Here is a 24122-nt window from a genome sequence, read left to right as displayed (position 1 = left end):
GGAGCGGCCTTGTGCCGCGAAAGGGCTGCGCCGCAGCCCCCTTTGGGCAGCCAATGGATGCTCCCGGGCCATTTCACCGGTACAATGCGCGCCTTGCCCGTGACAGCCCGACCATAACGATATGTCCCTCCCAAAGAATCACCTGGAACTGCTCAGCCCCGCCCGTGACGTGGCCATTGCCCGCGAAGCGATCCTGCATGGCGCCGACGCCATCTACATCGGCGGCCCCAGCTTCGGTGCGCGCCACAATGCCTGCAACGAAGTCAGCGACATCGCCGGGCTGGTGGAATTCGCCCACCGCTACCACGCGCGGGTCTTCACCACCATCAACACCATCCTCCACGACAACGAGCTCGAACCCGCCCGCCAGCTGATCCACCAGCTGTACGACGCCGGCGTCGACGCCTTGATCGTCCAGGACCTGGGGGTGATGGAGCTGGACATCCCGCCGATCGAGCTGCACGCCAGCACCCAGACCGACATCCGCACCCTGGCACGGGCCAAGTTCCTCGACCAGGCCGGCTTCTCCCAACTGGTGCTGGCCCGCGAATTGAACCTGCAGCAGATTCGTGCCATCGCCGCCGAGACCGACGCGGCCATCGAGTTCTTCATCCATGGCGCCCTGTGCGTGGCCTTCTCCGGCCAGTGCAACATCTCCCATGCCCAGACCGGCCGCAGCGCCAACCGTGGCGACTGCTCCCAGGCCTGCCGCCTGCCCTACACCCTCAAGGATGACCAGGGCCGCGTGGTGGCGTTCGAGAAGCACCTGCTGTCGATGAAGGACAACAACCAGACCGCCAACCTGAGCGACCTGGTGGACGCCGGCGTGCGCTCGTTCAAGATCGAGGGCCGCTACAAGGACATGGGCTACGTGAAGAACATCACCGCCCACTACCGCAAGGAGTTGGATGCGATCCTCGAAGGCCGCCCGGACCTGGCGCGCGCCTCCAGCGGGCGCACCGAACACTTCTTCGTGCCCGACCCGGACAAGACCTTCCACCGCGGCAGCACCGACTACTTCGTCAGCGACCGCAAGATCGACATTGGCGCCTTCGACTCCCCGACCTTCACCGGCCTGCCAGTAGGCGTGGTGGAGAAAGTCGGCAAGCGCGACCTGCTGGTGGTCACCGAAGTGCCGCTGACCAACGGCGACGGTCTCAATGTACTGGTCAAGCGCGAAGTGGTGGGTTTTCGCGCCAACATCGCCGAGCCCAAGGGCGAGTTCGAGGAAGACGGCCAGACGCGCTACCGCTACCGGGTCGAGCCCAACGAAATGCCCGAAGGCCTGCACAAGCTGCGCCCCAACCACCCGCTGTCGCGTAACCTGGACCACAACTGGCAACAGGCACTGCAGCGCACCTCCGCCGAGCGCCGCGTGGGCGTGCAATGGCACGCCGTGCTGCGCGAACAGCGCCTGGCCCTGACCGTCACCAGCGAGGAAGGCATCAGCGTGCAGGTGGCCCTCGATGGCCCGTTCGGCGCCGCCAACAAGCCACAGCAGGCCCTGGACCAACTGCATGACCTGCTCGGCCAGCTGGGCACCACCCAGTACCACGCCGATGCCATAGAACTGGACGCACCCCAGGCGTATTTCATCCCCAACTCGCAGCTCAAGGCCCTGCGCCGCGAGGCCATCGAGGCCCTGACCGAGGCACGGGTCAAGGCGCACCCGCGTGGCGGGCGCAAGGCCGAGACCAACCCACCGCCGGTCTACCCAGAGGCGCACCTGTCGTTCTTGGCCAATGTCTACAACCAGAAGGCCCGCGACTTCTACCACCGCCATGGGGTGCAGCTGATCGACGCCGCCTTCGAAGCCCACGAGGAGCATGGCGAAGTGCCAGTGATGATCACCAAGCACTGCCTGCGCTTCTCGTTCAACCTATGCCCTAAGCAGGCCAAGGGCGTCACCGGCGTGCGCACCAAGGTCGCGCCGATGCAGTTGGTGCATGGCGATGAAGTATTGACCCTGAAGTTCGACTGCAAGCCCTGCGAGATGCACGTGGTCGGCAAGATCAAGGATCACATCCTCGACCTGCCCACCCCAGGCAGCGCCGTGGCCCAGGTGGTCGGCCACATCAGTCCGCAAGACCTGCTCAAGACCATTCCCCGCGCGCCGCACTGAGCGCGTAGCCCGCTCCACAGGGAGCGGGCTGGTCCCGTGATCGGGCCGCAAAGCGGCCCCTTTTCGCACGTTCATCAATTGGTACTCTGGTACACCAAATACCGCTGTAAACGATAATTCCTATCAGTTATGATCCGCGCCTCCCGCCCCCGTAGGATCGTACTGCAATGCGTCGTGCGTTCGTTTCACTCTGCCTCATCAATGCCGTAGCGCCCTTCGCCCTGGCTGAACCAGCGGCGCCTCTGGAACTGCAAGCCGTCAACATCGATGCCGCCAGCGAGCTGGAGCGTGCCGACGGCCCTGTGATCGGCTACCGGGCAACCCGCTCGGCCAGCGCTACACGCACCGACACCGCACTTCATGAAACGCCGCAGTCGGTCAGTGTCGTGCCCAAAGATGTACTGGAAGACACCGCCGCCACTCGCCTGCAGGATGGCCTGGACTACGCTGGCGGTGTGGGACGCGCCAACAACTTCGGCGGCCAAGGCCTGACCACCTTCACCGTGCGCGGCTTCACCACGGGCGAGTTCTACCGCAACGGCTTCCCCATCAACCGCGGCTACCCGAACGCCCCCGACGCCAACACCGTCGAGCGTCTCGAAGTGCTACGCGGCCCGGCCACCAGCCTGTATGGCCGCGGCGACCCCGGCGGTACCTTCAACGCGGTCAGCAAGCAGCCCCTGGCCGAGCCCAAGGTGACCCTGGGCAGCCAGTTCGATGATCAGGGCATGCACCGCGCCACGCTCGATGCCACCGGCCCGCTCAGCGAGGACGGACGCCTGGCCTATCGCCTGAACCTGCTCGGCGAAGGCGGCGAGACCTTCCGCGATGACGTGGAGACCGAGCGCTACGACGTCGCCCCGGTGCTCAGCTGGCAGGTCAACGACACCACGCGCATCGTGTTCGAAGGCGATTTCATGCGCAACAACCACCCCCTGGACCGCGGCCTCACCCGCCTCCCGACCCAACGCGGCACGGCCTCGCGCGATACCAACATCTGGGAAAAAGGCACCGACAACCTGCTGCACAACGATAACAACATGGCCCAGCTGCGTTTCGAGCACCAGCTCAACGACGACTGGACCCTGGGCGGCGGCATGCAGTGGCTCGACGGCACCCTCAAGGGCAATGCCGTTGAAGCCAACAAGCTCCAGGCCGATGGCCATACCCTGGGGCGCAACTTCAACTACCGCAAACTGGAATGGACAGACCGGGACTACCAGCTCAACCTGACCGGCCACTTCGACACCGCAGGCTTTGCCCATACCCTGCTGACCGGCATCGAATACGAAGATTATGATTACCAATCGATCATTCGCCGCTCAGCTGGCGGGGAGACGGACTACCCCATCGACATCTTCGATCCGGTCCTGGGCCAGTCGCGCCCCGAACTGGGCCTCCCCACCACCAATGACAAGGAAAACCTCAAGACCTGGGCGGTCTTCATTCAGGACCAGGTTGCCCTGACCGAACGGCTCAAGGTCTTGGCGGGCCTGCGCTTCGAGCGCTTCGAGCACCAGTACGACAACTACCTGCCAGGTGCTGCTGACTGGACCGCCGCCGACAATGCCGTGACTCCACGCCTGGGCGTGATCTACGACCTGACCGACACCGTCGCCGTGTACGCCAACACCGCCCGTTCGTTCAAGCCCAACAGTGGTGCCAGCCGGCAAGGCCAGGGCTTCGACCCGGAAAAAGGCAAGTCGTATGAACTGGGCGTCAAGTGGGAAGCGTTGGATCGCCAGCTGAGCGTCGATGCGGCCATCTACCACATCGTCAAGGAGAACGTCCTGGCCAACGACCCGCAGGATCCCACCGGCACCTACAAGGTCGCCGCCGGCGAAGTGCGCAGCCGTGGCCTGGACATCACCGTGGCCGGCAACATCACCCCCGAATGGCGAATGATCGGTGGCTACGCCTATGTCGATGCCGAGGTGACCAAAGATACGAGCCTGCCTGATGGCACCCGCCTGGCCAACATTCCACGCAATAGCTTCAGCCTGCTCAATACCTACGAGTTCCAGGACGGGCTGGCCAAGGGCCTGGGCCTGGGCATGGGCGTGAAGTACATCGACGAACGCGCCGGGCGGACCGCGGCGACCACCTATACCATGCAGCAATACACCGTGGTCGACCTGCTGGCGTTCTACCAGGTCAACGAGCATGTTCGGCTGAACCTGGACCTGAAGAACCTGTTCAACAAGGAATACGACGAAGGCGCCTTCAACAACTACGTCTACCCGGGTGCACCGCGCACGGTGCAGGCGGGTGTGAGCTATACCTTCTGAGGCATCGTATGGGGCTGATGCGCAGCCCTTTCGCGGCGCAAGGCCGCTCCTACAGGTACCTGTAGGAGCGGCCCGGTGCCGCGAAAGGGCCGCAAAGCGGCCCCAGATGCCTTACAGCAGCCCCACCTCCCTCGCCGTACGATCCACGGCAATCCTGGTCTTCTCCACCAGCTCATCGATATCCCCTCGGCCGGCCACCAACGCCGGCGCCATGATCATCCGGCCCAAGGTCGAGCGAATGATCACCCCCTCCTCGAACCCATAGGTCCGGCACTGCCAGGCCAGGTCGTTCTCGTTGGCGTAGCGCTTGCGGGTGGCCTTGTCCTCGGCGAATTGCAGCGCCGCCACCAGGCCGGCCCCCTGGATCTCGCCGATCAGCGGGTGCTCGCCGAACACCTCGCGCAGGCAGCGCTGCAGGTAGGGGCCCGTGTCGTCCTTGACCTGGCGCACGACGCCTTCGTCGCGCAGGGCCTTGAGGTTGGCGATGGCCACCGCCGCCGCCACCGGGTGGCCGGAATAGGTCAGGCCGTGGGCGAACACCCCGCCCCGCTCCACCAGCGCCTCGGCGATGCGCTTGGAAAGCACCAGGCCGCCCATGGGCACATAGCCGGAGGTCAGGCCCTTGGCGATGGACAAGGTGTCTGGCTCGAAGCCGAAGTGCTGGTGGGCGAACCATTCACCGGTACGGCCGAACCCGCCGATCACTTCGTCGGCGCACAGCAGCACGTCGTACTGACGGCAGATGCGCTGGATTTCCGGCCAGTAGCTCTGCGGCGGGAAGATCATGCCGCCCGCCCCCTGGAACGGCTCGGCGATGAAACCTGCGACATTCTCGGCCCCCAGCTCAAGAATCTTCTCCTCCAGCTGCAGGGCACAGCGCCGGCCGAACGCCTCAGGCGTCAGGTCGCCGCCTGCGGCGTACCAGTAGGGTTCGTCGATGTGCGCGACATCCGGGATCAAGCCGCCCATCTCGTGCATGAACTTCATGCCGCCCAGGGCCGTGGCCGCCAGGGTCGAGCCGTGGTAGCCATTCCAGCGGCCGATCATGATCTTCTTGCCCGGTTTGCCCATCACCTGCCAGTAGCGGCGTACGGTACGGATCAGCACCTCGTTGGCTTCGGAGCCTGAGTTGGTGTAGATCGCGTGGCTGTAGTGCCCCGGCAGCAGGCTGAACAACAGCTCGGACAGCTCGATCACGGCCGGGTGGGTGGTGTGGAAGAACATGTTGTAGTACGCCAACTGGTCCATCTGCGTGGCGGCGGCGGCGGTCAGGTCCTTGCGGCCATAGCCCAGCTGGGTGCACCACAAGCCCGACATGCCGTCGAGGTAACGTTTGCCGTCGTTGTCCCACAGGTGCAGGCCCTCGCCGCGTACGATGACCCGCGGGCCTTCGGCGTTGAGCGCTTTCTGGTCGAGGAAAGCATGGATGTGGTGCGCGGCATCGGCGTTCTGGTAGTCGCGGGTTTCACGTTGGGGCTGGAACGGTACGTTCATTGTTGTTCTCCGTAGATGGGGATCAGCGCAGCTGGAACCAGGTGGTCTTCAGTTGGGTGTACTTGTCGAACGAATGCAGCGAAAGGTCGCGGCCAAAGCCGGACTGGCGACCACCGCCGAAGGGCACCGTCACGTCCAGGGCATCGACGGTGTTGACTGACACGGTGCCGGCTTTCAGGCGCCGGGCCACACGGTGGGCGCGGTTGAGGTCATCACTCCACACCGAGGCAGCCAGCCCGTAGACGCTGTCGTTGGCCAGGCGCAGGGCTTGTTCTTCGTCATCGAACACACTCACCGCCAGCACCGGGCCGAAGATTTCCTCTCGGGCCAGGGCCATGTCGGCGCGCACGTCGGTGAACACGGTGGGGGCGATGAAATTGTCCGAGCCGTTGATGCTCAGGCGCTGGCCACCGCACAGCAGGCGCGCCCCGTCGGCCCGAGCCTGGTCGATGGCGGCGCTGATGCGCGCGCTCTGGCTCGCATCGACGATGGCACCGGCGCGGCTGGCCGGGTCCAGCGGGTCGCCGGGGAGCCAGTCGCGGGCCTTGAGCAGCAAGCGCTCGACGAACTCGTCGTGGATCGAACGTTGCACGTAGAGGCGCGAATTGGCCGAGCACACCTCGCCCTGGTTGAAAAAGATGCCGAACGCGGCCTTCTCGGCGGCCAGATCCAGGTCCTGGCAGTCGTCGAACACCAGGTTCGGGCTTTTGCCGCCGCACTCCAGCCACACCTGCTTGAGGTTGGACTGCGCCGCGTACTGCATGAAGTACTTGCCCACCTGGGTAGAGCCGGTGAACACCAGGCAGTCCACATCCGGGTGCAGGCCCAGGGCTCGGCCAGCGTGCTCGCCTAGGCCTGGCACGACATTCAGCACACCCTCTGGTAGCCCGGCCTCCAAGGCCAGTTCGGCCAGGCGCAGGGCCGAGAACGGCGACTGCTCGGCGGGTTTGAGCACCACGCTGTTGCCGGCGGCCAGGGCCGGAGCGACCTTCCAGGCGGCCATGTCCAGGGGGAAATTCCACGGTACCACCGCGCCGACCACGCCCAGCGCCTCGCGGGTGACGGTGGCCAGGACATTGCCGGCCGTGGGCGCGATCTGGTCGTAGAGCTTGTCCAGGGCTTCGCCGTACCAGGCGAACACCTGCGCGGCACCGGGCACATCGAGGGTGTAAGCATCCATCACCGGCTTGCCCATGTTCAGCGAGTCGAGCAGAGCCAGCTCTTCGCGGTGGGCCAGCATCAGTTCGGCCAGGCGCAGCAGTACGCGCTTGCGTGCCGCAGGCGCCATGCGTGCCCAAGGGCCCTGCTCGAAAGCCCGGCGCGCTGAGCGCACGGCCTGGTCGACCTCCGCCTCGCCGCACGCCGCGACCTGGGCCAGCAACCGGTTGGTCGCCGGGTTGATGGCTGCGAAGGTCACCCCCGAGCAGGCCGCGACCGGGCGACCGTCGATCAGGGCGGTATCGATGAAGCGTTGCTGTGCAGCGCGCTGCTGCCAATCGCTCAATGTATGCACGCAGGACTCCCTCACGGCCGCCGTGGCGGCCGATGGTTATGGTTGGCAATGGGATGACGCAGGTGGCTGGGTCAGCGCCTTCGCAGGTAGCTTTCCAGCGGGTCCTTGCTCAGCCCTTCCTGGGCCTGGGCCAGGGAATCGATGAACAAGGAGAACAGCTCGGACTGCTTGGCGATGTCCAGCTTGGTGTAGAGGTTCTTGCGGTGGGTCTTGACCGTGTCTTCGCTGATGCCCAGGCGTTCGGCCAGGGAGCGGGTCGAGTGGCCACGCAGCAGGTACTGGGCGACACGGCACTCGCGCTCGGTCAACAGCGACGAGCCGAAGTTGTTCAACGCCGCATTGATCTGCCGTCCCAGGGCACTTTCGAAGCGCCCGCCGAGAGAGTCGGCATCCAGCTGCCCCCAGTGCCGGCGGACCACCGCCACCACCCAGGGGGCGACGCGCTTGAGGTCGGCAACCTGCGCGGCACCGAGCCTACGGGTATTGCCCAGGGCCACGGCGATGGTCAGTTGGGTATCGAGCGGGACGATGTAGTTGAGTTCGTCCTCCAGGTGCGCATGCTGGTAGAACGACAGGTAGTACTCGCTGCGCTTGAAGTGGTCGGGAGCGACATCGCTCAGTCGGTAGCAGCCAGGGGCGATGCCATCCATGCAGGCGCGGTAGAACGGGCACAGCAGGTAGTAGCCTTCGAGGTACTTCTGTACGTTGCCCTCGGGTAGCCACGGCCCTTCTTCGTCGTTTTCGAACAGCGCCGAGGGCAGGCCCTTGCCTGGGTACAGGAACACCGTGATGGCCTGGCTCTGGGCCAGGCAGTTGAGCGCGGCGAACAGCGCCTCGACGAAGCTGGGCGTGCCGATGGCCTCGATGACACGGGCCATCTGCGCGTACCAGTCGGGCGATTTCAGCCGGTCTTTGCTCATGTCGTGGATCCCCGTCAGGGTTGTTCTTGTGGTGTCGCTGGGCAGGATTGTTTCATGCGATCGCCAGGGCGACCATCACCCTTCGGGGTGAGGCCATGGCTCGAACGGGAATGAACGACCGATCACCTTCGCCAGCCTAATGCCAGGCAAGCCCACCCTGGAGGAGACTGGCCATGGCCGACCCCAAGCAGCCCGTGAACCCCGAGCATCCCGACCCCTACGTGGACGACATCCCCCATGACCCTGGGGAGCAGGTACCCCAACCCGAAAAGCAGGCGCCCGACTGGCCCGAAGGCCAGGTGCCGCCAGAGGAGCAGTCGGACGGCTGAGCGACCGTTGGTCGCATGCGCCATCCTGCCGATGGATTTCCCGTGATCGGCCCTCGATCTGAATTCATGAGAGCTGGCCGATGGCCGTGTTCTCACTCCTGTGTTCGGCCCGCCGCCGGCGGGCCTTTTTTTCGAACCCGTGGAGGCCACCATGCACGACTTCCTGCAGATGGGCGGCGGCAATGTCCAGGACGATTGGCCGGAGCTCGACCCGAACGCGCAGCCAGACCAACGCAACGACCGGGCCGACGACCCGGACACCGACCCCAGCATCGAGGATGACGGCAATCGCCCGGGCGTACCGGCCAGCGACCCGGAATCCGGCGCCTGAACGGCTACGGGGCAAGCGCGCCCCTCTACCTTGCAGAGGAACCCGCTTGCCCCGCAGCGCGTGGGCTCAGGCCGTTACCGCTTCGCTACCCGGCGCATCGCCCGGCACCGCAGCCTGCGCCACGCCCTCGCCGGAAGTCGGCACGAAGGCCGGCCCACTGCCGGAAAGCCGCCAGCTGACGTCGGTCACGCCGTAGCGCTCCGCCATCGGCCGGCTCACCTTCCGGATCTTCTCCCGTCCGAACTTCGGAATGATCCCGACCCCAGCATCACAGCTGGCCCAATGCCAAGCTTCGGCATTGTCCATGCGTTCCAGGCGAATGATGAAACTGCGCGGCTGGCCGTGCAGCCGGTAGTCAATGATGTACAGCTGTGGGGTTGGCATCTTGGGGCCCTCCTTTTCTCCATGGATGACTCCCTGATTGATCAGGGTTTTCCGTGAAGATTCAAAAGATTGTCGAACAATTTGAATGAATGGCTTGATGCCGTTTGGCCACGTCTCTAGGCACCCGCCGGATCCAGCTGGATGAACAGGCAATAGCCGCCCAGCAACACCCAGAAAACCAGGAACAACCAGGGCGTTCGTATCGAGAACATCAGTGACTTGCGATGACCGTGCCGGCTCGACTCGGTTTCGCAGAACAACGGCCAGTCGTCGTAGGCCATGCCCATGCTCGGCTCGCTGCTCAGCAATTGGCTCTGCTTGAAGTACCAATGGTCGATGATGCCGTAGGCCGCACGGATCCCCGGCCAGGCATTGAGCGAACTGAGCACCCCGAGCAAGGCCAGGAACGCCGGCACCACCAAGGTGAACGGCGCGCCCCACTTCGGGTTGAGGTTGGCCATGCACGAGGCGAAGGCGATCACCAGGAACGACTGCGCCGACAGGTAGGCATCGGTGCGGTTGGCCAGGATGCTGGTTTCGTACTGGATCTCCCGGCGATAGAACTCCAGCCGCTCCCTGGGGGTTGCGAACATCTGGCCTTGCTCCGGCGGGTGCAGGTCGTCGCTGTTGACCGAGGTCAAAATACGTCGGGTCATGGCATCTCCGAGGCCTCAGTAGGGGCCATTGGGCAAGGGGTCAGGTGCCGCACCGGGCACCAGGATCACCTTGCGGCAGCGCTCCTGCTGTTCGTCGAACAGTTCGTAGCCGCGCACCGCCTCCTCCAGCGCCAGGCGATGGGTGACGATGTCCTGGGGGTTGAGCCGGCCGGCCTCGATATGCTCGAGCAGCTCGGGCAGGTAGCGCTGCACATGGGTCTGGCCCATGCGGAAGGTCAGGCCCTTGTCGAAGGCATCGCCGAACAGAAAGCCATGGATGAAACCGGCATACACCCCAGGCACGCTCACCACCCCACCACGCCGGACGGCCGCCATGCTCTGGCGCAGGGCCTTGCCGCTGCTGCCTTCGAGTTTGAGCGCGGTGAGCACGGTTTCGGTGGTGCTGCCCTTGGCCTCGAAGCCCACCGCGTCGATCACCGCGTCGACGCCGCGCATGCCGGCGGTCTGGCGGATGATGGTGTCGGCCGGGTCGTCGTCATGGGCGAAGTCGATGGGGATCACCCCATAGGCATCGCGCGCATAGTCCAGGCGGTAGCCGCAATCATCGACCATGAAGATCTGCTCCACCCCCAGCATCCTGGCACAGGCCGCCGAGAGCAGGCCGACCGGCCCGGCGCCGAAGATCGCCAGCGAGGCGCCCTGCCTCACTTCGGCGTTGAGCACCGCTTGCCAGGCGGTCGGAAGAATATCGGACAGGAACAGCAGCTTGTCGTCCGCCAGCTGCCCAGGCACCTTGAACGGGCCCACATTGGCCTTGGGCACCCGTACGTAGTCGGCCTGCCCGCCCGCCACGCCACCGTACAGGTGGCTGTAGCCGAACAGGGCCGCGCCCGGTGGGATGCCCTTCTTGTTGAGGATCGCCCCGCGGCCGGTGTTGGTGGTCTCGCAGGCGGCGAACAGGTCGTGCTGGCAAAAGAAGCAGCTGCCGCAGGCGATCACGAACGGAATCACCACTCGGTCGCCTGGGCGTACGGCCGTCACCTCGCTGCCGACCTCCTCGACGATGCCCATGAACTCATGGCCGAGGATATCGCCCGTCTCCACGGCGGGAATCTTGCCGTGATACAGGTGCAGGTCGGACCCGCAAATGGCCGTGGCAGTTACCTGCAGCAGGATGTCGTCGGGGGCTTCGATGACCGGGTCGGGCACGGTGTCGACCCGTACATCCCCGGCGCCGTGATAGGTCAATGCGCGCATGCTTCGATCTCCGTGGCGAAACAGGAACGACCCCAGGCAGGCGGCCGCGGGCCACCTGCCTGGGGTCGGCGCCCGGCAGCGTCAGTGCCGGGCTTCAGCGAATGCACGCACTCACTGGTTACGACCGCCGCCGTGGCTGTGCTGGCCGCCCTTGCGGCCTGCCTCGGAAGCGCGTTCACGGTCGTTGGCGAAGTTGCCCCCTGAGTTCTGGCCGCCTTTATGGCCGGCGCGGGAGGCTTTCTCGCGGTCGTTGGCGAAATTGCCTGGGTTGGTTTCCTTGGTGCCGCCACGTTGTCCGGATTGCTCTTGGTCACGAGCCATGTCGTTTCTCCTTGCTAGTGGATTGGCTTTGCACGTAATCGCACCGTGCAGTAGTTCCGAACAGGTTGCAGCGGCAAGTGCTCAATCGATCTGGACCACCCCTGACGAGTGGCGCGAAACACTCCGGCAAGCAAAAGATTGCGCCCCAGCGGCTGGCGTGCCACTTCCGCCCGCGCAAGTTTTTTGCACTGTCGGGAGGCGGTGTTGTCTTAGCTCGACCAGCCCCGTCATCGCTCGCCGCCAGGTGCATCGCCAGCCTATAATCGGCCTCACAGATGCCCGGCGAAGCTTCGATGGGCCACCTTGTTCAGGTCTGCAGAAGGCTGCGCCGATGAAGTCGTCTACCAAGCCCACCCTCGCCTCTCCCCAAAACCCGGCCCTGAGCCCAAGCCACTTGGCATTCCCGGTGGTGGGCATTGGCGCATCGGCTGGAGGGATGGAAGCCATCTGCACCTTCTTCCGGCAGATGCCAGCCGATTGCGACATGGCCTTCGTGGTAGTCCTGCACCTCTCGCCTGACCACCAGAGCGTGGCCGACCGGATCATCCAGGAAGCCACGGCCATGCCGGTGATGCAGGTCAGCGAACCGGTGCCGATCGAACGCAACCGCGTGTATGTGATTTCCCCGGCCAACCGCCTGTCCACCAACGATGGCTATCTGCGGGTCAGCCCGGCCAACCGGCGCCGGGGCGATCATGTGGCCATCGACCTGTTCTTCCGCGACCTGGCCGATGTGCACAAGGACCATGCCTTCTGTGTGGTGCTCTCAGGCACCGGTGCCGACGGCGCCGTGGGCCTTTCGCGGATCAAGGAGCAAGGCGGCGTGACCCTGGTGCAGTCGCCGGACGATGCGCTGTACGACAGCATGCCGCGGGCAGCCTTGGATACCGGCATGGTCGACGTGGTGCTGCCCGTCGCGGAAATGCCGCAAAAGCTGATGGAGCTCTGGCACAACGCCCGTCAGGTCAAGTTGCCGCAGATCGAGGACGACAGCCTGCCGCCAGCGCTCGGCATTCGCAGTGGCGACCCGCGCCAGGCCGAACCCTTGCTCGAGGAGATCCTGCTGCTGCTGCGCACCAACACCGGCCATGATTTCCAGCACTACAAGCGCGCCACCGTGCTGCGCCGCATCGAGCGGCGCCTGCATGTCACGGGCCAGGCGGACCTCGGCGCTTACTACCGCTACCTGGAGCAGCACCGTGAGGAGTCCGCCGCATTGCTGGCCGACATGCTCATCGGCGTGACCAACTTCTTCCGCGACCGGGAGGCGTTCGAGGCCCTTGAACGCCATGTGCTGCCGGAGCTGGTCAGCGACGGCGAAAGCGGCGAAGGGCCGGGCGAGATCCGTATCTGGTCGGCGGGCTGCTCCACCGGCGAGGAGGCCTACAGCCTGGCCATGCTGGTGTGCGAGCAACTGGCCGTGGAGCGGCGCGAGGCCAAGGTGCAGGTGTTCGCCACCGACCTGGACGAGCGCGCCATCGCCACCGCCCGCACCGGCAGCTATTCGGAGGCCATCGTCACCGATGTGCCACCGGCGCGCCTGCGCCAGTTCTTCGTCAAGGAAGACCAGCACTACCGTGTACGCAAGGAAATCCGCGAGAAAGTGCTGTTCGCCCGACACAACCTGCTGTCCGACCCGCCGTTTTCCCAGATCGATCTGATCGTCTGCCGCAACCTGCTGATCTATCTGGACCGTGAGGTGCAACAGGACATCCTGCAGATGTTCCATTTCGCCCTGCGCCCGGGCGGCCACCTGTTCCTGGGGGCCTCCGAATCGGCAGACCTTGCCAACGAACTGTTCGCCCCGGTCGACAAGCGCAACCGTATTTTCCGTGCCCGCCCGGCAAGCCCCGGCAACCGCATGCCGGGGCGCCAGCTGCTGGGCACCGACCTGCTCGCCACCCAGCCCGACAACCGCACCAAGGCCAGCCCTGGCCGCAAGCCCTCCTACGCCGAGGTGCACCACCGCGCCCTGGCCCGGCGCACCCCACCGAGCCTGATCGTCGATGGCGACGGCAACATCCTGCACATGAGCGAGGGCGTGGGGCGCTTCCTGCACCTGGTGGGCGGCGAGCCGAGCCGCAACCTGATCAACCTGGTGCTGCCGGCCCTGCGCCTGTCGCTGCGCAGCACATTGTTCCAGGCGCGCCAGGGCTCCCAGGCGGTCACCTCGCGCCCGGTGGACCTGGGCGAAGGCGAGCACAAGGTGCAGGTCGAGATCGTGGTCCAGCCGCACAAGGACGAACCCAGCGGCAGCGAATGCCTGCTGGTGGTGTTCGAGGAGCGCGTGCCCGACCCTTCCCTGGTGCCGACCACTGGCATTCGCCAGACCGACAGCATGGTGCTGGCCAACCTTGAGCGCGAACTGCAACGCACCCGTCTGCAACTTCAGGAAACCATCGAGCAATCGGAAATCTCCAGCGAAGAGCTGACCGCCTCCAACGAGGAAATGCAGGCCATCAACGAGGAGCTGCGCTCGGCCAGCGAGGAGCTGGAAACCAGCAAGGAGGAGTTGCAGTCGATCAACGAGGAACTGCTCACGGTCAACTACGAGCTCAAGAACAAGGTGGAGGAAACCGACAAGGTCAACGACTACCTGAGCAACCTGATCGCCTCCACCGCCATTGCCACGGTATTCGTCGACCGCAACCTGCATATCCGCTGGTTCACCCCGCGCGCCACCGACATCTTCAACATGCTGCCGGTCGACACCGGTCGCTCCCTGCTCGACATCACCCACCGCCTGGACTACCCGGAGCTGGCCGACGATGCCCGCGCCGTGGCCCAGGGCGAGACCACCATCGAGCGTGAGGTCGGCGGCGAGAACCAGCGCTGGTACCTGGCCCGCCTGCTGCCGTACCGCGCCAGCGAGCAGAAGATCGACGGCACCGTGCTGACCTTCATCGACATCAGCAAGGGCCGTGCCGTGGAGGAGCGCCTGCGCCTGGGCGAGGAACGCATGCGCCTGGTGGCCGAGAGCACCCATGAGTTCGCCATCATCCTGCTCGACGAACAAGGCTTGGTGACCGACTGGAACACCGGCGCCACGCTGATCTTTGGCTATACCAAGGCCGAGGTGGTCGGGCGCAACTACGACCTGATCTTCACCGAAGAAGACCGCAAGGACGGCGTGCCCGCGCGCGAGCTGCGCGACGCCCGCCTCAACGGCCGGGGCCAGGACGAGCGCTGGCACGTGCGCAAGGACGGCAGCCGGTTCTATTGCAGTGGCGAGGTGTCGTTGCTCAAGGGCAGCAGCCTGCGCGGCTATGTGAAGATCGCCCGCGACCTGACCGGGCACAAGCGCCTGCATGACGAGCAATCCAAGCAACTGGCCGAGTCCCAGAGCAGCAGCCACATGAAGGACGAATTCTTCGCCGTCATGTCCCATGAGCTCAAACACCCGCTGAATCTGATTCAGCTCAACGCCGAAATCCTCCGGCGCCTGCCAGTGGTGAAGAACGCCACTGCCGCCAGCAAGGCGGTCGGCACCATCTGCGAGGCCGTGGCCAGCCAGGCACGGATCATCGACGACCTGCTCGATGTGGCGCGCATCCGTACCGGCAAGCTCAAGCTCAAGACCGAGCCTGTGAACCTGTGCGCGATCCTGCGCGATATCCACACGGTGGTGCGCAGCGAGCAACACCTATGCGATGTGGTACTGGAGCTACCTGCCGCAGACCAGCCGCTGTACATCGAGGGGGATGTCACCCGCCTGGAGCAGATCATCTGGAACCTGCTCAACAATGCCCTGAAATTCAGCCCGACCGGCAGCCAGATCCGTTTGGTACTGGGTCGCGAGGGAGAACAGGCGCTGCTGCACGTGATCGACCAGGGCGTGGGCCTGAGCGAGGAAAGCCTGGAGAACATCTTCGACCTGTTCACCCAGGCCGCCCCGCAACTGGCCAGCCACAGCCGTGAGGGGCTTGGGATCGGGCTGTCGCTGGTGCGCCAGCTGGTCCAAGCCCATGGTGGTACTGTTCAGGCCAGCTCGCCCGGGCTCGGCAAGGGTTGTACCTTCATCGTCCGCCTGCCGCTGTGCGACCCCAGCCAGCAGTCGCAACGCGACGTCGGCGACCAGGAGAGCGAGGGCCGGCTCGATGGCATTCGAGTGCTGCTGGTCGATGACTCGCTCGACGTACTGGAGATCATGCAGCAACTGCTGGAAATGGAAGGTGCCCAAGTGCATGCTTTCAGCGACCCTCGCGCCGCCCTGCAAGCCGCTGCTGGCGGCGAGTACGACATCATCCTTTCGGATATCGGCATGCCCATCATGGACGGCCATGCCCTGATCAAGGCGCTGCGAGAACGCCCACACCTGAGCACCGTTCCCGCCATCGCACTGACCGGCTACGGTGCCAGTGCCGACCAGTACAAGTCACGCCAATCAGGCTTCGATCGCCATTTGAACAAGCCCGTGGCCTATGATGAGTTGGTCGAGGCGATCGAGTCGTTGAGCGGCTCCCAGCCCTACTGACCGCTCATCCGGGCGCTGGTGTATCCAACCCAACCTCCAGGCGCCTTTCCGGGCCCAATCCAGTAGGACCACTGGATTTTGCCTGGAGCCTGCATGAAGCCCGTCAAGCACCGCGCCACCGTGATCTGTCGCCATGGCAGAAAGACCCGCAAATGGCTGTGGGTGAGAAAACCCAAGGCGCCGTGGACCCTGCCGGGTGGCAAGATCGAGCCCGGCGAGACGCCGGCCCAGGCAGCCGAGCGCGAGTTGCTTGAGGAAACCGGGCTCAAGGCCCAGGACTTGACCTTCCTGATGCGCTACGAGTCGCCCCAGCGCGTGCATTACGTGTTCGAGGCGCTGTTCGCCGACGAACCCCAGCCGGCCGCCAGCCACGAGATCGCCGATTGTCGTTTCGAACACCTGGACCGGGTGCCGACGATCAAGGATGAGATCAAGTTGCTGATCCAATCATTGCTTGCCTGCGACCAGGCCATGGCCGCGTCGGTGCGTTGACCTCTGTGGGCTTGTCCCGCGATAGGGCCGGCCCGGTATAACGGTGCCATGGCAAGGGCTTCGCCCTTGTTCGCGGGGCAAGCCCGCTCCTACAGGGCCGTGCAATATCCAAAAGGCGGATTGGCGGTTTTGTGGGAGCGGGCTTGTATATCACGGCATCAAGGTCCAGCGGCCGCTGTTCTGGCGCTGGGCAGGCTCCACCGGGCCGTCCTGCTGGGTATAGATGAACATGCCCGAACGGTCCGTCAGGCATTGCAGGGTCATGCTGTAGGTGGCGTTCCCTTCCGGGTGCTGTTCGGTCATGTCGATCCGGCCGAGCCCCCGTTGAATGTTTCTATATTCATACTTGCCTTGAATTTTCACATCAGTGCCTAGCACCTCCAGTTCATAGCGCTCACGCCCGAAATCGACCTTCACCATGCGACCTGCATGGGGATTGCCGGGGCTGTACAGCGGGTCGCTGATATTGATCATTTGTCGCTGGTTCAGGTCCAGAGGCACATCACAGGATGCAGCTAATGCCACAGCGGGAGCAAGCAGGGCAACCAGCACAGACAGACTCTTGCGATACATAGGGGAATCTCCTTGAAAGGTCCCCTAATACTTAAGAATCTGACTCCTGCCGTCTGTAGGAAAAGCTGCAAGCTTGGCGCTCTCTTACCTCACGCATGCACACTGTGTTGGCAGGCATCCGCCTCGATGGGCATCTCGTCGATGGCATGGATCATCCCGCTCTCCAACGCTTCCTTGGCACCCAGGATACGCGGATAGGCCATCAGGTAGCGTGGCACGTCCAATACCTCCGTAGCCCCTTCGGTACGCTCGGCGACGATCTGGGCATACAGGCGCAGGTCGTAGTCCAGGCTCATCGCATATTCGGCCATGCGCGAATGGTCCACCGAGCCGTGCAAGGTCCAGTGAAACGGGTGGAACAGGAACTTGCTCAATGCACAGGCGGTACGGTGCTCGCCGGCCAGGAACAGGATGTTGCCCATGGACTCCACCGTGCCCAGGTTGTGGGTGTGCACCTGCACTGGCAGCGAACGCAGGAAGTTGTACAGGGTGAACCCGTAGCTGCACTCCCCGCCCATGGTGGCGATATTGATCTGCAGGACCTCGGCGCCCTGTTGCAGGGCCCGGGCGCTGGTACTGATCAGGTTGCCGCAGGTGGATGAGTTGATCGGGCCGGTGAAATGGATGATGTGTCTGGCCATGCTTGCCTCCAGGGTTGGCGGAAATCATTCCAGTGAAGCGTCAATCGGATTGCTCGACGGCGTCCGGTGGCGCGCCGTTGCCGTTCCGGTCCTTTTCGCCCATGCGCTGGTACTGCTTGCGCAAGGCATGCAGCTCGGCCGAATCCATGTCCTCCAAGGCCAGCAGTGCCTTGTGCGCCTTGCGCGTGGTGCGCAGCAGCTCGTCGATCTTGATGTGCAACACGTCGTTGTCGCGATTCTGGGTGTTCTGGATCAGGAACACCATCAGGAAGGTGATGATGGTGGTCGAAGTATTGATCACTAGCTGCCAGGTGTCGTTGAAGTCGAACAACGGCCCGCTCACGGCCCAGGTCACGATCAACAACAGGGCAATGGCGAAGGTCAGTGGTCGGCCGGACCATTTGGCCAGCCAGTGGGCGAAACGGTCGAATGTCATGCTGGCGGTCCTCCACAGCCACCCGGCATCAGCCCGGCAGCTTGTCCTCGCCAGGCAGGCCTTGCAAGTCAGGGTCGTCGGGCAGCACCTCGGGGTCGTCCTCGGGCTTCTCGCTGGCCTGCGGTTGTGCGTTCAGATCTTCGAAATCGGTGTCGGTATTCATGATTCAGCTCCTCTGCCAATGCCACGCGGGCTAAATCCTCCCCTGGCATGCGGTGGAATCGCCTGCGCCGGCAAAGTTCAAAAACGATGCCCCGTCCGCTCGTCAAACTTCCTGAACCCTCGCCACCTGCATCGAGTCGCAATTCAAGGACAGACCTGCAACCCATCACGAACGAAGGACGACAACGTGAGTGATATCCGTATAGGCATTTCCGGTTGGCGCTACGGCCCTTGGCGCAAGGATTTCTACCCCAAGGGCCTGCGCCAGGACGACGAGCTGGCGTTCGCCTCCCGGGCGGTCAACAGCATCGAGATCAATGGTTCGTTCTATGCCCTGCAGACGCCGGGGCGCTATTGCCAATGGCGCGATGCAACCCCGGACGACTTCGTTTTCTCGGTCAAGGCGCCGCGCTACATCACTCACGTGCGACGGCTCAAGGACATCGAGGAGCCCCTGGCCAACTTCTTCGCCTCCGGCCCATTGCTGCTGGGCAAGAAGCTTGGCCCAGTGCTCTGGCAGTTCCCGCCCAGCATGAAGTTCGACGCGGTGCGCTTTGCCGATTTCCTCGAACGCCTGCCCCATGACCGCGCAGCCGCCCGGACCTTGGCCGAGCACTGTACCGAACGCCTGCGGGGCAACGGCGGCACCGATATCGAAGGCAATGCAGCCTTGCGCCACGCCGTGGAGATCCGCCACGAGAGCTTCCTGTGCGCCGAATTCGTCGAGCTGCTGCGCAAGCACAAGGTCGCCCTGGTGGTGGCCGACAGCGCCGGCAAATGGCCCTATGTGGAGGACGTCACCGCCGATTTCATCTACATGCGCCTGCACGGCGACGTCGAGCTCTACAGCAGCGGCTATACCGCCCGAGCCCTGCGCCGGTGGAAGGGGCGCATCCTGGCCTGGAGCCAGGGCGGCCAGTCCGACGACGCTGAACTGATCGTTCAGCGTGCGGCACCCAAGCGCGCCTCGCGCGACGTCTACTGCTACTTCGACAATGACCAGAAAGTCCACGCCCCCTACGATGCCCGCCGCCTGCTGGAGAAACTCAACCTCGCGGGCGAGCTGGTCACCGAGCCCGGAGTGGAACCGGAGGTCGAACTGTGAACAAGACCATGCCAGCTCCCCGATGCATCATCGACAAGATCACCGCGGTGCACCGCCTGAACGTGCTGACGATCAACGTGCACAAGGGCTTCACCCTGTTCAACCGGCGCTTCATCCTCCCCGAGCTGCGCGAGGCGGTTCGGGCCACCGGGGCAGACCTGGTGTTCCTCCAGGAGGTGCACGGCAGCCACCAGATGCACGCGCAGCGTCATCCAGCCTGGCCACAGACGCCGCAATACGAGTTTCTCGCCGACACCATGTGGCCGCAGTTCGCCTATGGCCGCAACGCAGTCTACCCCCACGGTGACCATGGCAATGCCCTGCTGTCCAAATTCCCTATCGCCGAATACCACAACCTCGACGTCTCGATCGCCGGCAACGAACAGCGTGGTCTGCTGCATTGCCGCCTCGAGGTGCCGGGCCACGACCAGTTGCATGCGGTGTGCGTGCACCTGGGCTTGCGTGAAGCGCACCGCCAGGCCCAGGTCCGCCTGCTGCTGGAGCTGCTCGACAGCCTGCCGGCCGATGCGCCGGTGATCGTCGCCGGCGACTTCAACGACTGGCGCCTGAAGGCCGACGCGGTGCTATCCGAGCGCCTGGTCGAGGCCTTCGGCGAACGCCTGGGCACGCCAGCGCGCAGCTTCCCGGCGCGCCTGCCCTTGCTGCGCCTGGACCGCATCTACCTGCGCAACGCCATGCCCGGCAGGGTCCAGGTGCTGTCCAAGTACCCGTGGTCGCACCTGTCCGACCATGCACCGTTGGCCGCGGAGATCAGCCTATGAACCGGCCCTGGGTGGACGGCAACCATGTCGAGTTGCTGATCAATGGCGAGCAGTACTATCCGCGCGTGTTCGAAGCCATGGCCCAGGCGCGCGAGGAGATCCTGCTCGAGACGTTCATCATCTACGACGACAAGGTCGGCCAGCAGTTGCAGCAGGTGTTGATCGATGCCGCCCGGCGAGGCGTAAGGGTCGAGGTGGCCGCCGATGGCTACGGTACCGCCGACCTGCCGGATGCCTTCATCTGCGCCATGACCGACGCCGGTATCCGCTTCCACGCCTTCGACCCGCAGCCACGCCTGGTGGGCATGCGTACCAACCTGTTCCGGCGCCTGCATCGCAAGATCGTGGTGATCGACGGCGAGCGCGCGTTCATTGGCGGCATCAACTACAGCGCCGACCACCTGGGCGACTTCGGCCCCATGGCCAAGCAGGACTACGCCGTGGAGGTATGCGGGCCGGTGGTGGCCCAGGTGCATGCCACCAGCCGCCGCCTGCTGGCCCCGGTGCTGGAGCCGCCCAGCCAGGTACGGCCTGTGACCGAGCCCTGCGGTTCGGCTTGTGCGGTGCTGGTGGAGCGCGACAACGGCCGCCATCGCAACGACATCGAAGCCTATTACCTGGAAGGTTTCCGCCTGGCCCGCCAACGTATCGTGGTGGCCAACGCCTATTTCTTCCCCGGCTACCGCCTGATGCGCGAACTGCGCAACGCCGCCCGCCGAGGCGTGGAGGTGGTGCTGATCCTCCAGGGCCAACCGGACATGCGCTGGGTCCGGGCATTGTCGCGGCTGCTGTACAACTACCTGCTGCGTGACGGTGTGCGCATTCATGAATACTGCCAGCGCCCATTGCACGGCAAGGTCGCGCTGGTGGACGACCAGTGGGCCACGGTCGGTTCGAGCAACCTCGACCCTTTGAGCCTGTCGTTCAACCTCGAAGCCAATTTGCTGATCCGCGACCGTGCTTTCAACCAGACGCTTTACGCGCACCTGAACCAGCTGGCCACCGAGCAATGCAAGGCCGTCACCCTGGAACGCATGGTGCGTGGCTATTGGTGGCGGGCGCCGCTGATCTTCCTGTGCTTCCACGTGATTCGCCATTTCCCGCGGATCGCCGGCTGGTTCCCTGCCCACCGCCAGGTCCTGCAGTCGCTGAGCCCCAGCGAGCAGGAAACCCGCGCCTATCACGAGGGCAAGACCTGATGAAGCACACATCTTGGCGCGCCTGGGGCAAACGCCTGATGACCCTGTTGTTCCTGGTGCTGATCCCGACCTTGCTGTACCTGCTGGCGCGCAACTTGGACTGGAACGAGGTGCGCCAGTCGTTGCTGGCCTACAGGCCCGGCACCCTGGTCATCGGCTTGGTGCTGGCGTTCGCCAGCTATCTGACCTTCGCCAGCTACGATCTGCTCGGCCGCGCCTACACCGGCCACCACCTGCCAGCTCGCCAGGTATTGCCAGTGGCGTTCGTGTGCTACGCCTTCAACCTCAATTTCACCACCTGGGTGGGCGGCGTTGCCTTGCGCTACCGGTTGTACGGCCGCCTGGGCCTGGATACGCCGACCATCACCCGCATCCTCACTCTGGGTCTTTTGACCAACTGGGTCGGCTATATGCTGCTAGCCGGCACGGTGTTTGCCCTGGGCCTGGTCGAACTGCCCAAAACCTGGGCGGTGGGCGCCACCGGCCTGCGGTTGATCGGTGTACTGTTGCTGGTGTTCGCCCTGGGCTACCTGCTGGCATGCGCCTTCGCCAAGCGTCGCACCTGGAGCCTGCGCGGCCATGAACTCACCCTGCCCTCGCTGCACCTGGCGCTGTGCCAGGTGGCCCTGGGTGCGAGCAATTGGGCGCTGATGGCGGCGCTGATCCATTGGCTGCTGCCCCACGAGCTGTTCTACCCCTCGATCCTCGGCATTCTGCTGATCAGTTGCGTGGCCGGCGTGGTGGCACACATTCCCGCCGGGCTCGGCGTGCTCGAGGCGGTGTTCCTCGCCCTGCTCCATGGCCAGATCGGCCAGGGCAGCCTGGTGGCTGCGCTGCTGGGCTACCGTACCCTCTACTACCTGATCCCCTTGCTGTTGGCGCTGGTGGTCTACCTGGTCCTGGAGAAACGTGCCAGGGCCATGCGCCAGCGTGGCAAGGCCGCATTGCGCAAGACCTGACGAAGGCCGTAATGGCCGGGAGGTGTCCGATGCGTTTTCCCATCCTGCTGCTGTTGCTCGGCAGCCTGGTCAGTACCCAGGCCTTGGCCGAGGCCTGCGAAGTCCTCACCCGCTCCTCCAGCGACGCGGTCAAACCCGTGGAGCGACGGACCTGCTACAGCTACGGCAACATGCCCGTCGAGGCCATCGCCTGGTCGTGCAGCAATGAGAGCAAGGACATGATCAACACCCAGAAGCACAAGGTAGCCCGCTGTGCCGATGGCAGCGTTGGCAGCTGCATTGCACCGCTGACCCAGGAATCGTTGGCCAACCCTAATGCCGCCGGCCGCGACGAGCCATCGACCAAGCCGGCCGTGCCCAAGGATGCGCGGGTGATCACCTACTACTACGACACCCCGAGCCTGGCCCAGGCCCGCACCGACTGCGAACGCAAGGACGGCATCTGGCAGACTCACTGACCTCCGGTCGCGGTTTCGGAACGTTGGTGTGCGGCTAGGGTTCCCCCGTAGTAGACGCGCTGTTTTTCACTGCAAAGGAGAGAGCCGCCATGCCACGTGGAGACAAAGACAAGTACACCGACAAGCAGAAACGCAAGGCCGAGCACATCGAGGAAAGCTACGAGGCCAAGGGCGTGTCCAAGGACGAGGCCGAGTCCCGCGCCTGGGCCACCGTCAACAAGCAGTCCGGCGGTGGTGAGCGCAAGGGTGGCTCGGGGCAGAAGAAAAGCCCCCAGGCCAAGGAAAAGGCCCGCGAATCCTCTGCCAAGCGCGCCGCCGCCACCCGCCGCGGCGTGCCGCGACCAGGTCAGCAGCTGGAGGACATGACCAAGTCCGAACTGCTGGACCGGGCGCGCAAGCGCAATATCTCCGGGCGTTCGACCATGCGCAAGGGCGAGCTGATCGAGGCGCTGCGCAAGGCGGCTTGATTCTGTTGCTCGTCAGGCGCGATAGCCCAGGCGCCGCCAAACGCGACGTCAGGAGGCTGGAGCGAGGGAACCCCGAAGCGAAGCGCAGGGGCCGGATGCAGGAGCCAGCGTTTTTTGGTTACTTTTTGTCGCGTCTGACAAAAAGTGACCCGCCGTAAGGGCGCAAAGGTGACTCAGCGTCGCCATCGCAAATGGACTTTCCGCTTATGTCAAAACCAGCAGTTTCAAAAAATCGACTGCATTGAAAATGGCGAAACATCCATTCGCCATGGCGGCGCTCACTCACCTTTTCGCCTTTACGGCGACCTACTTTTGCTCTTGGGCAAAAGTAGGCAAAAGCCGCTGGCTCCTGCATCCGGCCCCTGCGCTTCGCTCCGGGGTTCCCTCGCTCCGGCATTACTCCCGGTGGGACGCGGCGAAGGGCCATCCATGGCCCTGCGCCGCTTGCCGGGCATCCATGCCCGGCACCCACCTCCGTAATGCCTCCACTCGGCCTCCTGACGTCGCGTTTGGCGGCGCCTGGACTATCGCGCATCGCAAGCAAAGGCAAAGGCAAAGGCAAAGGCCAGTCGGTTAATTTTGGGACATTTCATCGGGGCTGCTACGCAGCCCATCGCGGGGCAAGCCCGCTCCCACAGGCAACCCGCCAGAGGCAAGGTTTGCGTGATCCTGTAGGAGCGGCCTGTGCCGCGATGGGGCGCGTAGCGGCCCCAATCATTAAGGCAAAGGCAGCCAAGATTCTGATCACAACAGCACAGTGACATGATCCTACCAAGCAGCCCTTCTGTTGCCTTTGCT

General features: G+C 64.4%; 22 protein-coding genes and 1 pseudogene. 12 read left to right on the top strand and 11 right to left on the bottom strand.

Features of this window, described 5'->3' with window-relative positions; genetic code table 11:
• The first annotated feature begins 121 nt into the window (after window positions 1-121).
• Window positions 122-2122, top strand: coding sequence for a peptidase U32 family protein (locus tag ACNFG0_RS05995; RefSeq protein ID WP_196146689.1), 2001 nt, complete (start codon window positions 122-124; stop codon window positions 2120-2122).
• A gap of 167 nt (window positions 2123-2289) precedes the next feature.
• On the top strand, window positions 2290-4410 hold the full coding sequence (locus ACNFG0_RS05990) for a TonB-dependent siderophore receptor (RefSeq protein WP_416764258.1): 2121 nt from the start codon (window positions 2290-2292) through the stop codon (window positions 4408-4410).
• A 111-nt stretch (window positions 4411-4521) separates the two neighbouring features.
• On the opposite strand, the gene ACNFG0_RS05985 is transcribed toward ACNFG0_RS05990, so the two are convergent.
• From ACNFG0_RS05985 to ACNFG0_RS05975, 3 genes are all read right to left on the bottom strand, one after another.
• Entirely contained in the window at window positions 4522-5904 is a 1383-nt protein-coding gene (locus tag ACNFG0_RS05985; protein WP_416764257.1) for an aspartate aminotransferase family protein, read from the bottom strand.
• Between the two features lie 22 nt (window positions 5905-5926).
• The gene (locus ACNFG0_RS05980; protein WP_416764256.1) at window positions 5927-7417 is read right to left on the bottom strand and encodes an aldehyde dehydrogenase; all 1491 of its coding nucleotides are present in this window, start codon (window positions 7415-7417) and stop codon (window positions 5927-5929) included.
• Between the two features lie 71 nt (window positions 7418-7488).
• Window positions 7489-8337, bottom strand: a complete 849-nt coding sequence (locus ACNFG0_RS05975; RefSeq protein ID WP_416764255.1) for a helix-turn-helix transcriptional regulator — start codon at window positions 8335-8337, stop codon at window positions 7489-7491.
• Between the two features lie 173 nt (window positions 8338-8510).
• On the opposite strand from ACNFG0_RS05975, the gene ACNFG0_RS05970 reads away from it, so the two are divergent.
• Window positions 8511-8666, top strand: coding sequence for a hypothetical protein (locus tag ACNFG0_RS05970; RefSeq protein ID WP_196156450.1), 156 nt, complete (start codon window positions 8511-8513; stop codon window positions 8664-8666).
• Between the two features lie 151 nt (window positions 8667-8817).
• Window positions 8818-8997: a hypothetical protein gene (locus ACNFG0_RS05965; RefSeq protein ID WP_196146701.1), complete on the top strand. Its 180-nt coding sequence runs from the start codon at window positions 8818-8820 to the stop codon at window positions 8995-8997.
• A 66-nt stretch (window positions 8998-9063) separates the two neighbouring features.
• Here ACNFG0_RS05965 and ACNFG0_RS05960 read toward each other — a convergent pair whose 3' ends face one another.
• The 4 genes and pseudogenes from ACNFG0_RS05960 to ACNFG0_RS05945 all read right to left on the bottom strand — a co-directional run.
• Complete coding sequence (locus ACNFG0_RS05960) at window positions 9064-9381, bottom strand: DUF6555 family protein (protein ID WP_230386074.1); 318 nt, start codon at window positions 9379-9381, stop codon at window positions 9064-9066.
• A 116-nt stretch (window positions 9382-9497) separates the two neighbouring features.
• Complete coding sequence (locus tag ACNFG0_RS05955; protein ID WP_196146683.1) at window positions 9498-10037, bottom strand: hypothetical protein; 540 nt, start codon at window positions 10035-10037, stop codon at window positions 9498-9500.
• Window positions 10038-10052: 15 nt separating this feature from the next.
• Complete coding sequence (locus ACNFG0_RS05950; protein ID WP_416764254.1) at window positions 10053-11255, bottom strand: zinc-dependent alcohol dehydrogenase; 1203 nt, start codon at window positions 11253-11255, stop codon at window positions 10053-10055.
• Window positions 11256-11366: 111 nt separating this feature from the next.
• Window positions 11367-11522: pseudogene (locus ACNFG0_RS05945) on the bottom strand (general stress protein); the annotation flags it as partial.
• A gap of 385 nt (window positions 11523-11907) precedes the next feature.
• On the opposite strand from ACNFG0_RS05945, the gene ACNFG0_RS05940 reads away from it, so the two are divergent.
• Entirely contained in the window at window positions 11908-16050 is a 4143-nt protein-coding gene (locus ACNFG0_RS05940; RefSeq protein ID WP_416764253.1) for a CheR family methyltransferase, read from the top strand.
• Between the two features lie 93 nt (window positions 16051-16143).
• Window positions 16144-16542 (top strand): NUDIX hydrolase, encoded by a 399-nt coding sequence (locus ACNFG0_RS05935; protein ID WP_416764252.1) that lies wholly within the window; start codon window positions 16144-16146, stop codon window positions 16540-16542.
• A 150-nt stretch (window positions 16543-16692) separates the two neighbouring features.
• Here ACNFG0_RS05935 and ACNFG0_RS05930 read toward each other — a convergent pair whose 3' ends face one another.
• From ACNFG0_RS05930 to ACNFG0_RS05915, 4 genes are all read right to left on the bottom strand, one after another.
• Window positions 16693-17094: a hypothetical protein gene (locus ACNFG0_RS05930; protein ID WP_416764251.1), complete on the bottom strand. Its 402-nt coding sequence runs from the start codon at window positions 17092-17094 to the stop codon at window positions 16693-16695.
• Window positions 17095-17204: 110 nt separating this feature from the next.
• Complete coding sequence (locus tag ACNFG0_RS05925; RefSeq protein ID WP_196146678.1) at window positions 17205-17756, bottom strand: ATP-dependent Clp protease proteolytic subunit; 552 nt, start codon at window positions 17754-17756, stop codon at window positions 17205-17207.
• Between the two features lie 40 nt (window positions 17757-17796).
• Window positions 17797-18192, bottom strand: coding sequence for a low affinity iron permease family protein (locus ACNFG0_RS05920; RefSeq protein WP_416764250.1), 396 nt, complete (start codon window positions 18190-18192; stop codon window positions 17797-17799).
• 28 nt (window positions 18193-18220) lie between these two features.
• The gene (locus ACNFG0_RS05915) at window positions 18221-18355 is read right to left on the bottom strand and encodes a hypothetical protein (protein ID WP_416764249.1); all 135 of its coding nucleotides are present in this window, start codon (window positions 18353-18355) and stop codon (window positions 18221-18223) included.
• 186 nt (window positions 18356-18541) lie between these two features.
• Between ACNFG0_RS05915 and ACNFG0_RS05910 the strand changes: the two genes are divergently transcribed.
• The 6 genes from ACNFG0_RS05910 (at window position 18542) to ACNFG0_RS05885 (ending at window position 23324) form a co-directional block, all read left to right on the top strand.
• Window positions 18542-19459 carry a DUF72 domain-containing protein gene (locus ACNFG0_RS05910; protein ID WP_416764248.1) on the top strand — a complete coding sequence of 306 codons (918 nt, stop codon included), beginning with the start codon at window positions 18542-18544 and terminating at the stop codon, window positions 19457-19459.
• Entirely contained in the window at window positions 19456-20241 is a 786-nt protein-coding gene (locus ACNFG0_RS05905; protein WP_196146675.1) for an endonuclease/exonuclease/phosphatase family protein, read from the top strand. The genes ACNFG0_RS05910 and ACNFG0_RS05905 overlap by 4 nt, the downstream gene beginning before the upstream one ends.
• The gene (gene clsB, locus ACNFG0_RS05900; protein WP_196156458.1) at window positions 20238-21440 is read left to right on the top strand and encodes a cardiolipin synthase ClsB; all 1203 of its coding nucleotides are present in this window, start codon (window positions 20238-20240) and stop codon (window positions 21438-21440) included. Before ACNFG0_RS05905 ends, clsB begins: the two co-directional genes overlap by 4 nt.
• The gene (locus tag ACNFG0_RS05895; protein ID WP_416764247.1) at window positions 21440-22399 is read left to right on the top strand and encodes a lysylphosphatidylglycerol synthase domain-containing protein; all 960 of its coding nucleotides are present in this window, start codon (window positions 21440-21442) and stop codon (window positions 22397-22399) included. The genes clsB and ACNFG0_RS05895 overlap by 1 nt, the downstream gene beginning before the upstream one ends.
• A gap of 29 nt (window positions 22400-22428) precedes the next feature.
• Entirely contained in the window at window positions 22429-22857 is a 429-nt protein-coding gene (locus tag ACNFG0_RS05890) for a hypothetical protein (protein ID WP_416764246.1), read from the top strand.
• An 89-nt stretch (window positions 22858-22946) separates the two neighbouring features.
• Window positions 22947-23324: a Rho termination factor N-terminal domain-containing protein gene (locus ACNFG0_RS05885; RefSeq protein WP_416764245.1), complete on the top strand. Its 378-nt coding sequence runs from the start codon at window positions 22947-22949 to the stop codon at window positions 23322-23324.
• Window positions 23325-24122: the final 798 nt, after the last annotated feature.

The organism is Pseudomonas sp. NY15372, assembly GCF_048068215.1.
In the GTDB taxonomy this organism is placed as follows: domain Bacteria; phylum Pseudomonadota; class Gammaproteobacteria; order Pseudomonadales; family Pseudomonadaceae; genus Aquipseudomonas; species Aquipseudomonas guariconensis_A.
This window is presented reverse-complemented; position numbering and strand designations above follow the sequence as displayed.

Bases quoted from the DNA above. Each gene is read 5' to 3' on its own strand.
- ACNFG0_RS05890 (WP_416764246.1), top strand. From the start codon at position 22,429: ATGCGTTTTCCCATCCTGCTGCTGTTGCTCGGCAGCCTGGTCAGTACC.
- ACNFG0_RS05965 (WP_196146701.1), top strand. From the start codon at position 8,818: ATGCACGACTTCCTGCAGATGGGCGGCGGCAATGTCCAGGACGATTGG.
- ACNFG0_RS05885 (WP_416764245.1), top strand. From the start codon at position 22,947: ATGCCACGTGGAGACAAAGACAAGTACACCGACAAGCAGAAACGCAAG.
- ACNFG0_RS05950 (WP_416764254.1), bottom strand. From the start codon at position 11,255: ATGCGCGCATTGACCTATCACGGCGCCGGGGATGTACGGGTCGACACC.
- clsB (WP_196156458.1), top strand. From the start codon at position 20,238: ATGAACCGGCCCTGGGTGGACGGCAACCATGTCGAGTTGCTGATCAAT.
- ACNFG0_RS05915 (WP_416764249.1), bottom strand. From the start codon at position 18,355: ATGAATACCGACACCGATTTCGAAGATCTGAACGCACAACCGCAGGCC.
- ACNFG0_RS05975 (WP_416764255.1), bottom strand. From the start codon at position 8,337: ATGAGCAAAGACCGGCTGAAATCGCCCGACTGGTACGCGCAGATGGCC.
- ACNFG0_RS05970 (WP_196156450.1), top strand. From the start codon at position 8,511: ATGGCCGACCCCAAGCAGCCCGTGAACCCCGAGCATCCCGACCCCTAC.
- ACNFG0_RS05925 (WP_196146678.1), bottom strand. From the start codon at position 17,756: ATGGCCAGACACATCATCCATTTCACCGGCCCGATCAACTCATCCACC.
- ACNFG0_RS05955 (WP_196146683.1), bottom strand. From the start codon at position 10,037: ATGACCCGACGTATTTTGACCTCGGTCAACAGCGACGACCTGCACCCG.
- ACNFG0_RS05985 (WP_416764257.1), bottom strand. From the start codon at position 5,904: ATGAACGTACCGTTCCAGCCCCAACGTGAAACCCGCGACTACCAGAAC.
- ACNFG0_RS05990 (WP_416764258.1), top strand. From the start codon at position 2,290: ATGCGTCGTGCGTTCGTTTCACTCTGCCTCATCAATGCCGTAGCGCCC.
- ACNFG0_RS05895 (WP_416764247.1), top strand. From the start codon at position 21,440: ATGAAGCACACATCTTGGCGCGCCTGGGGCAAACGCCTGATGACCCTG.
- ACNFG0_RS05995 (WP_196146689.1), top strand. From the start codon at position 122: ATGTCCCTCCCAAAGAATCACCTGGAACTGCTCAGCCCCGCCCGTGAC.
- ACNFG0_RS05935 (WP_416764252.1), top strand. From the start codon at position 16,144: ATGAAGCCCGTCAAGCACCGCGCCACCGTGATCTGTCGCCATGGCAGA.
- ACNFG0_RS05940 (WP_416764253.1), top strand. From the start codon at position 11,908: ATGAAGTCGTCTACCAAGCCCACCCTCGCCTCTCCCCAAAACCCGGCC.
- ACNFG0_RS05960 (WP_230386074.1), bottom strand. From the start codon at position 9,381: ATGCCAACCCCACAGCTGTACATCATTGACTACCGGCTGCACGGCCAG.
- ACNFG0_RS05920 (WP_416764250.1), bottom strand. From the start codon at position 18,192: ATGACATTCGACCGTTTCGCCCACTGGCTGGCCAAATGGTCCGGCCGA.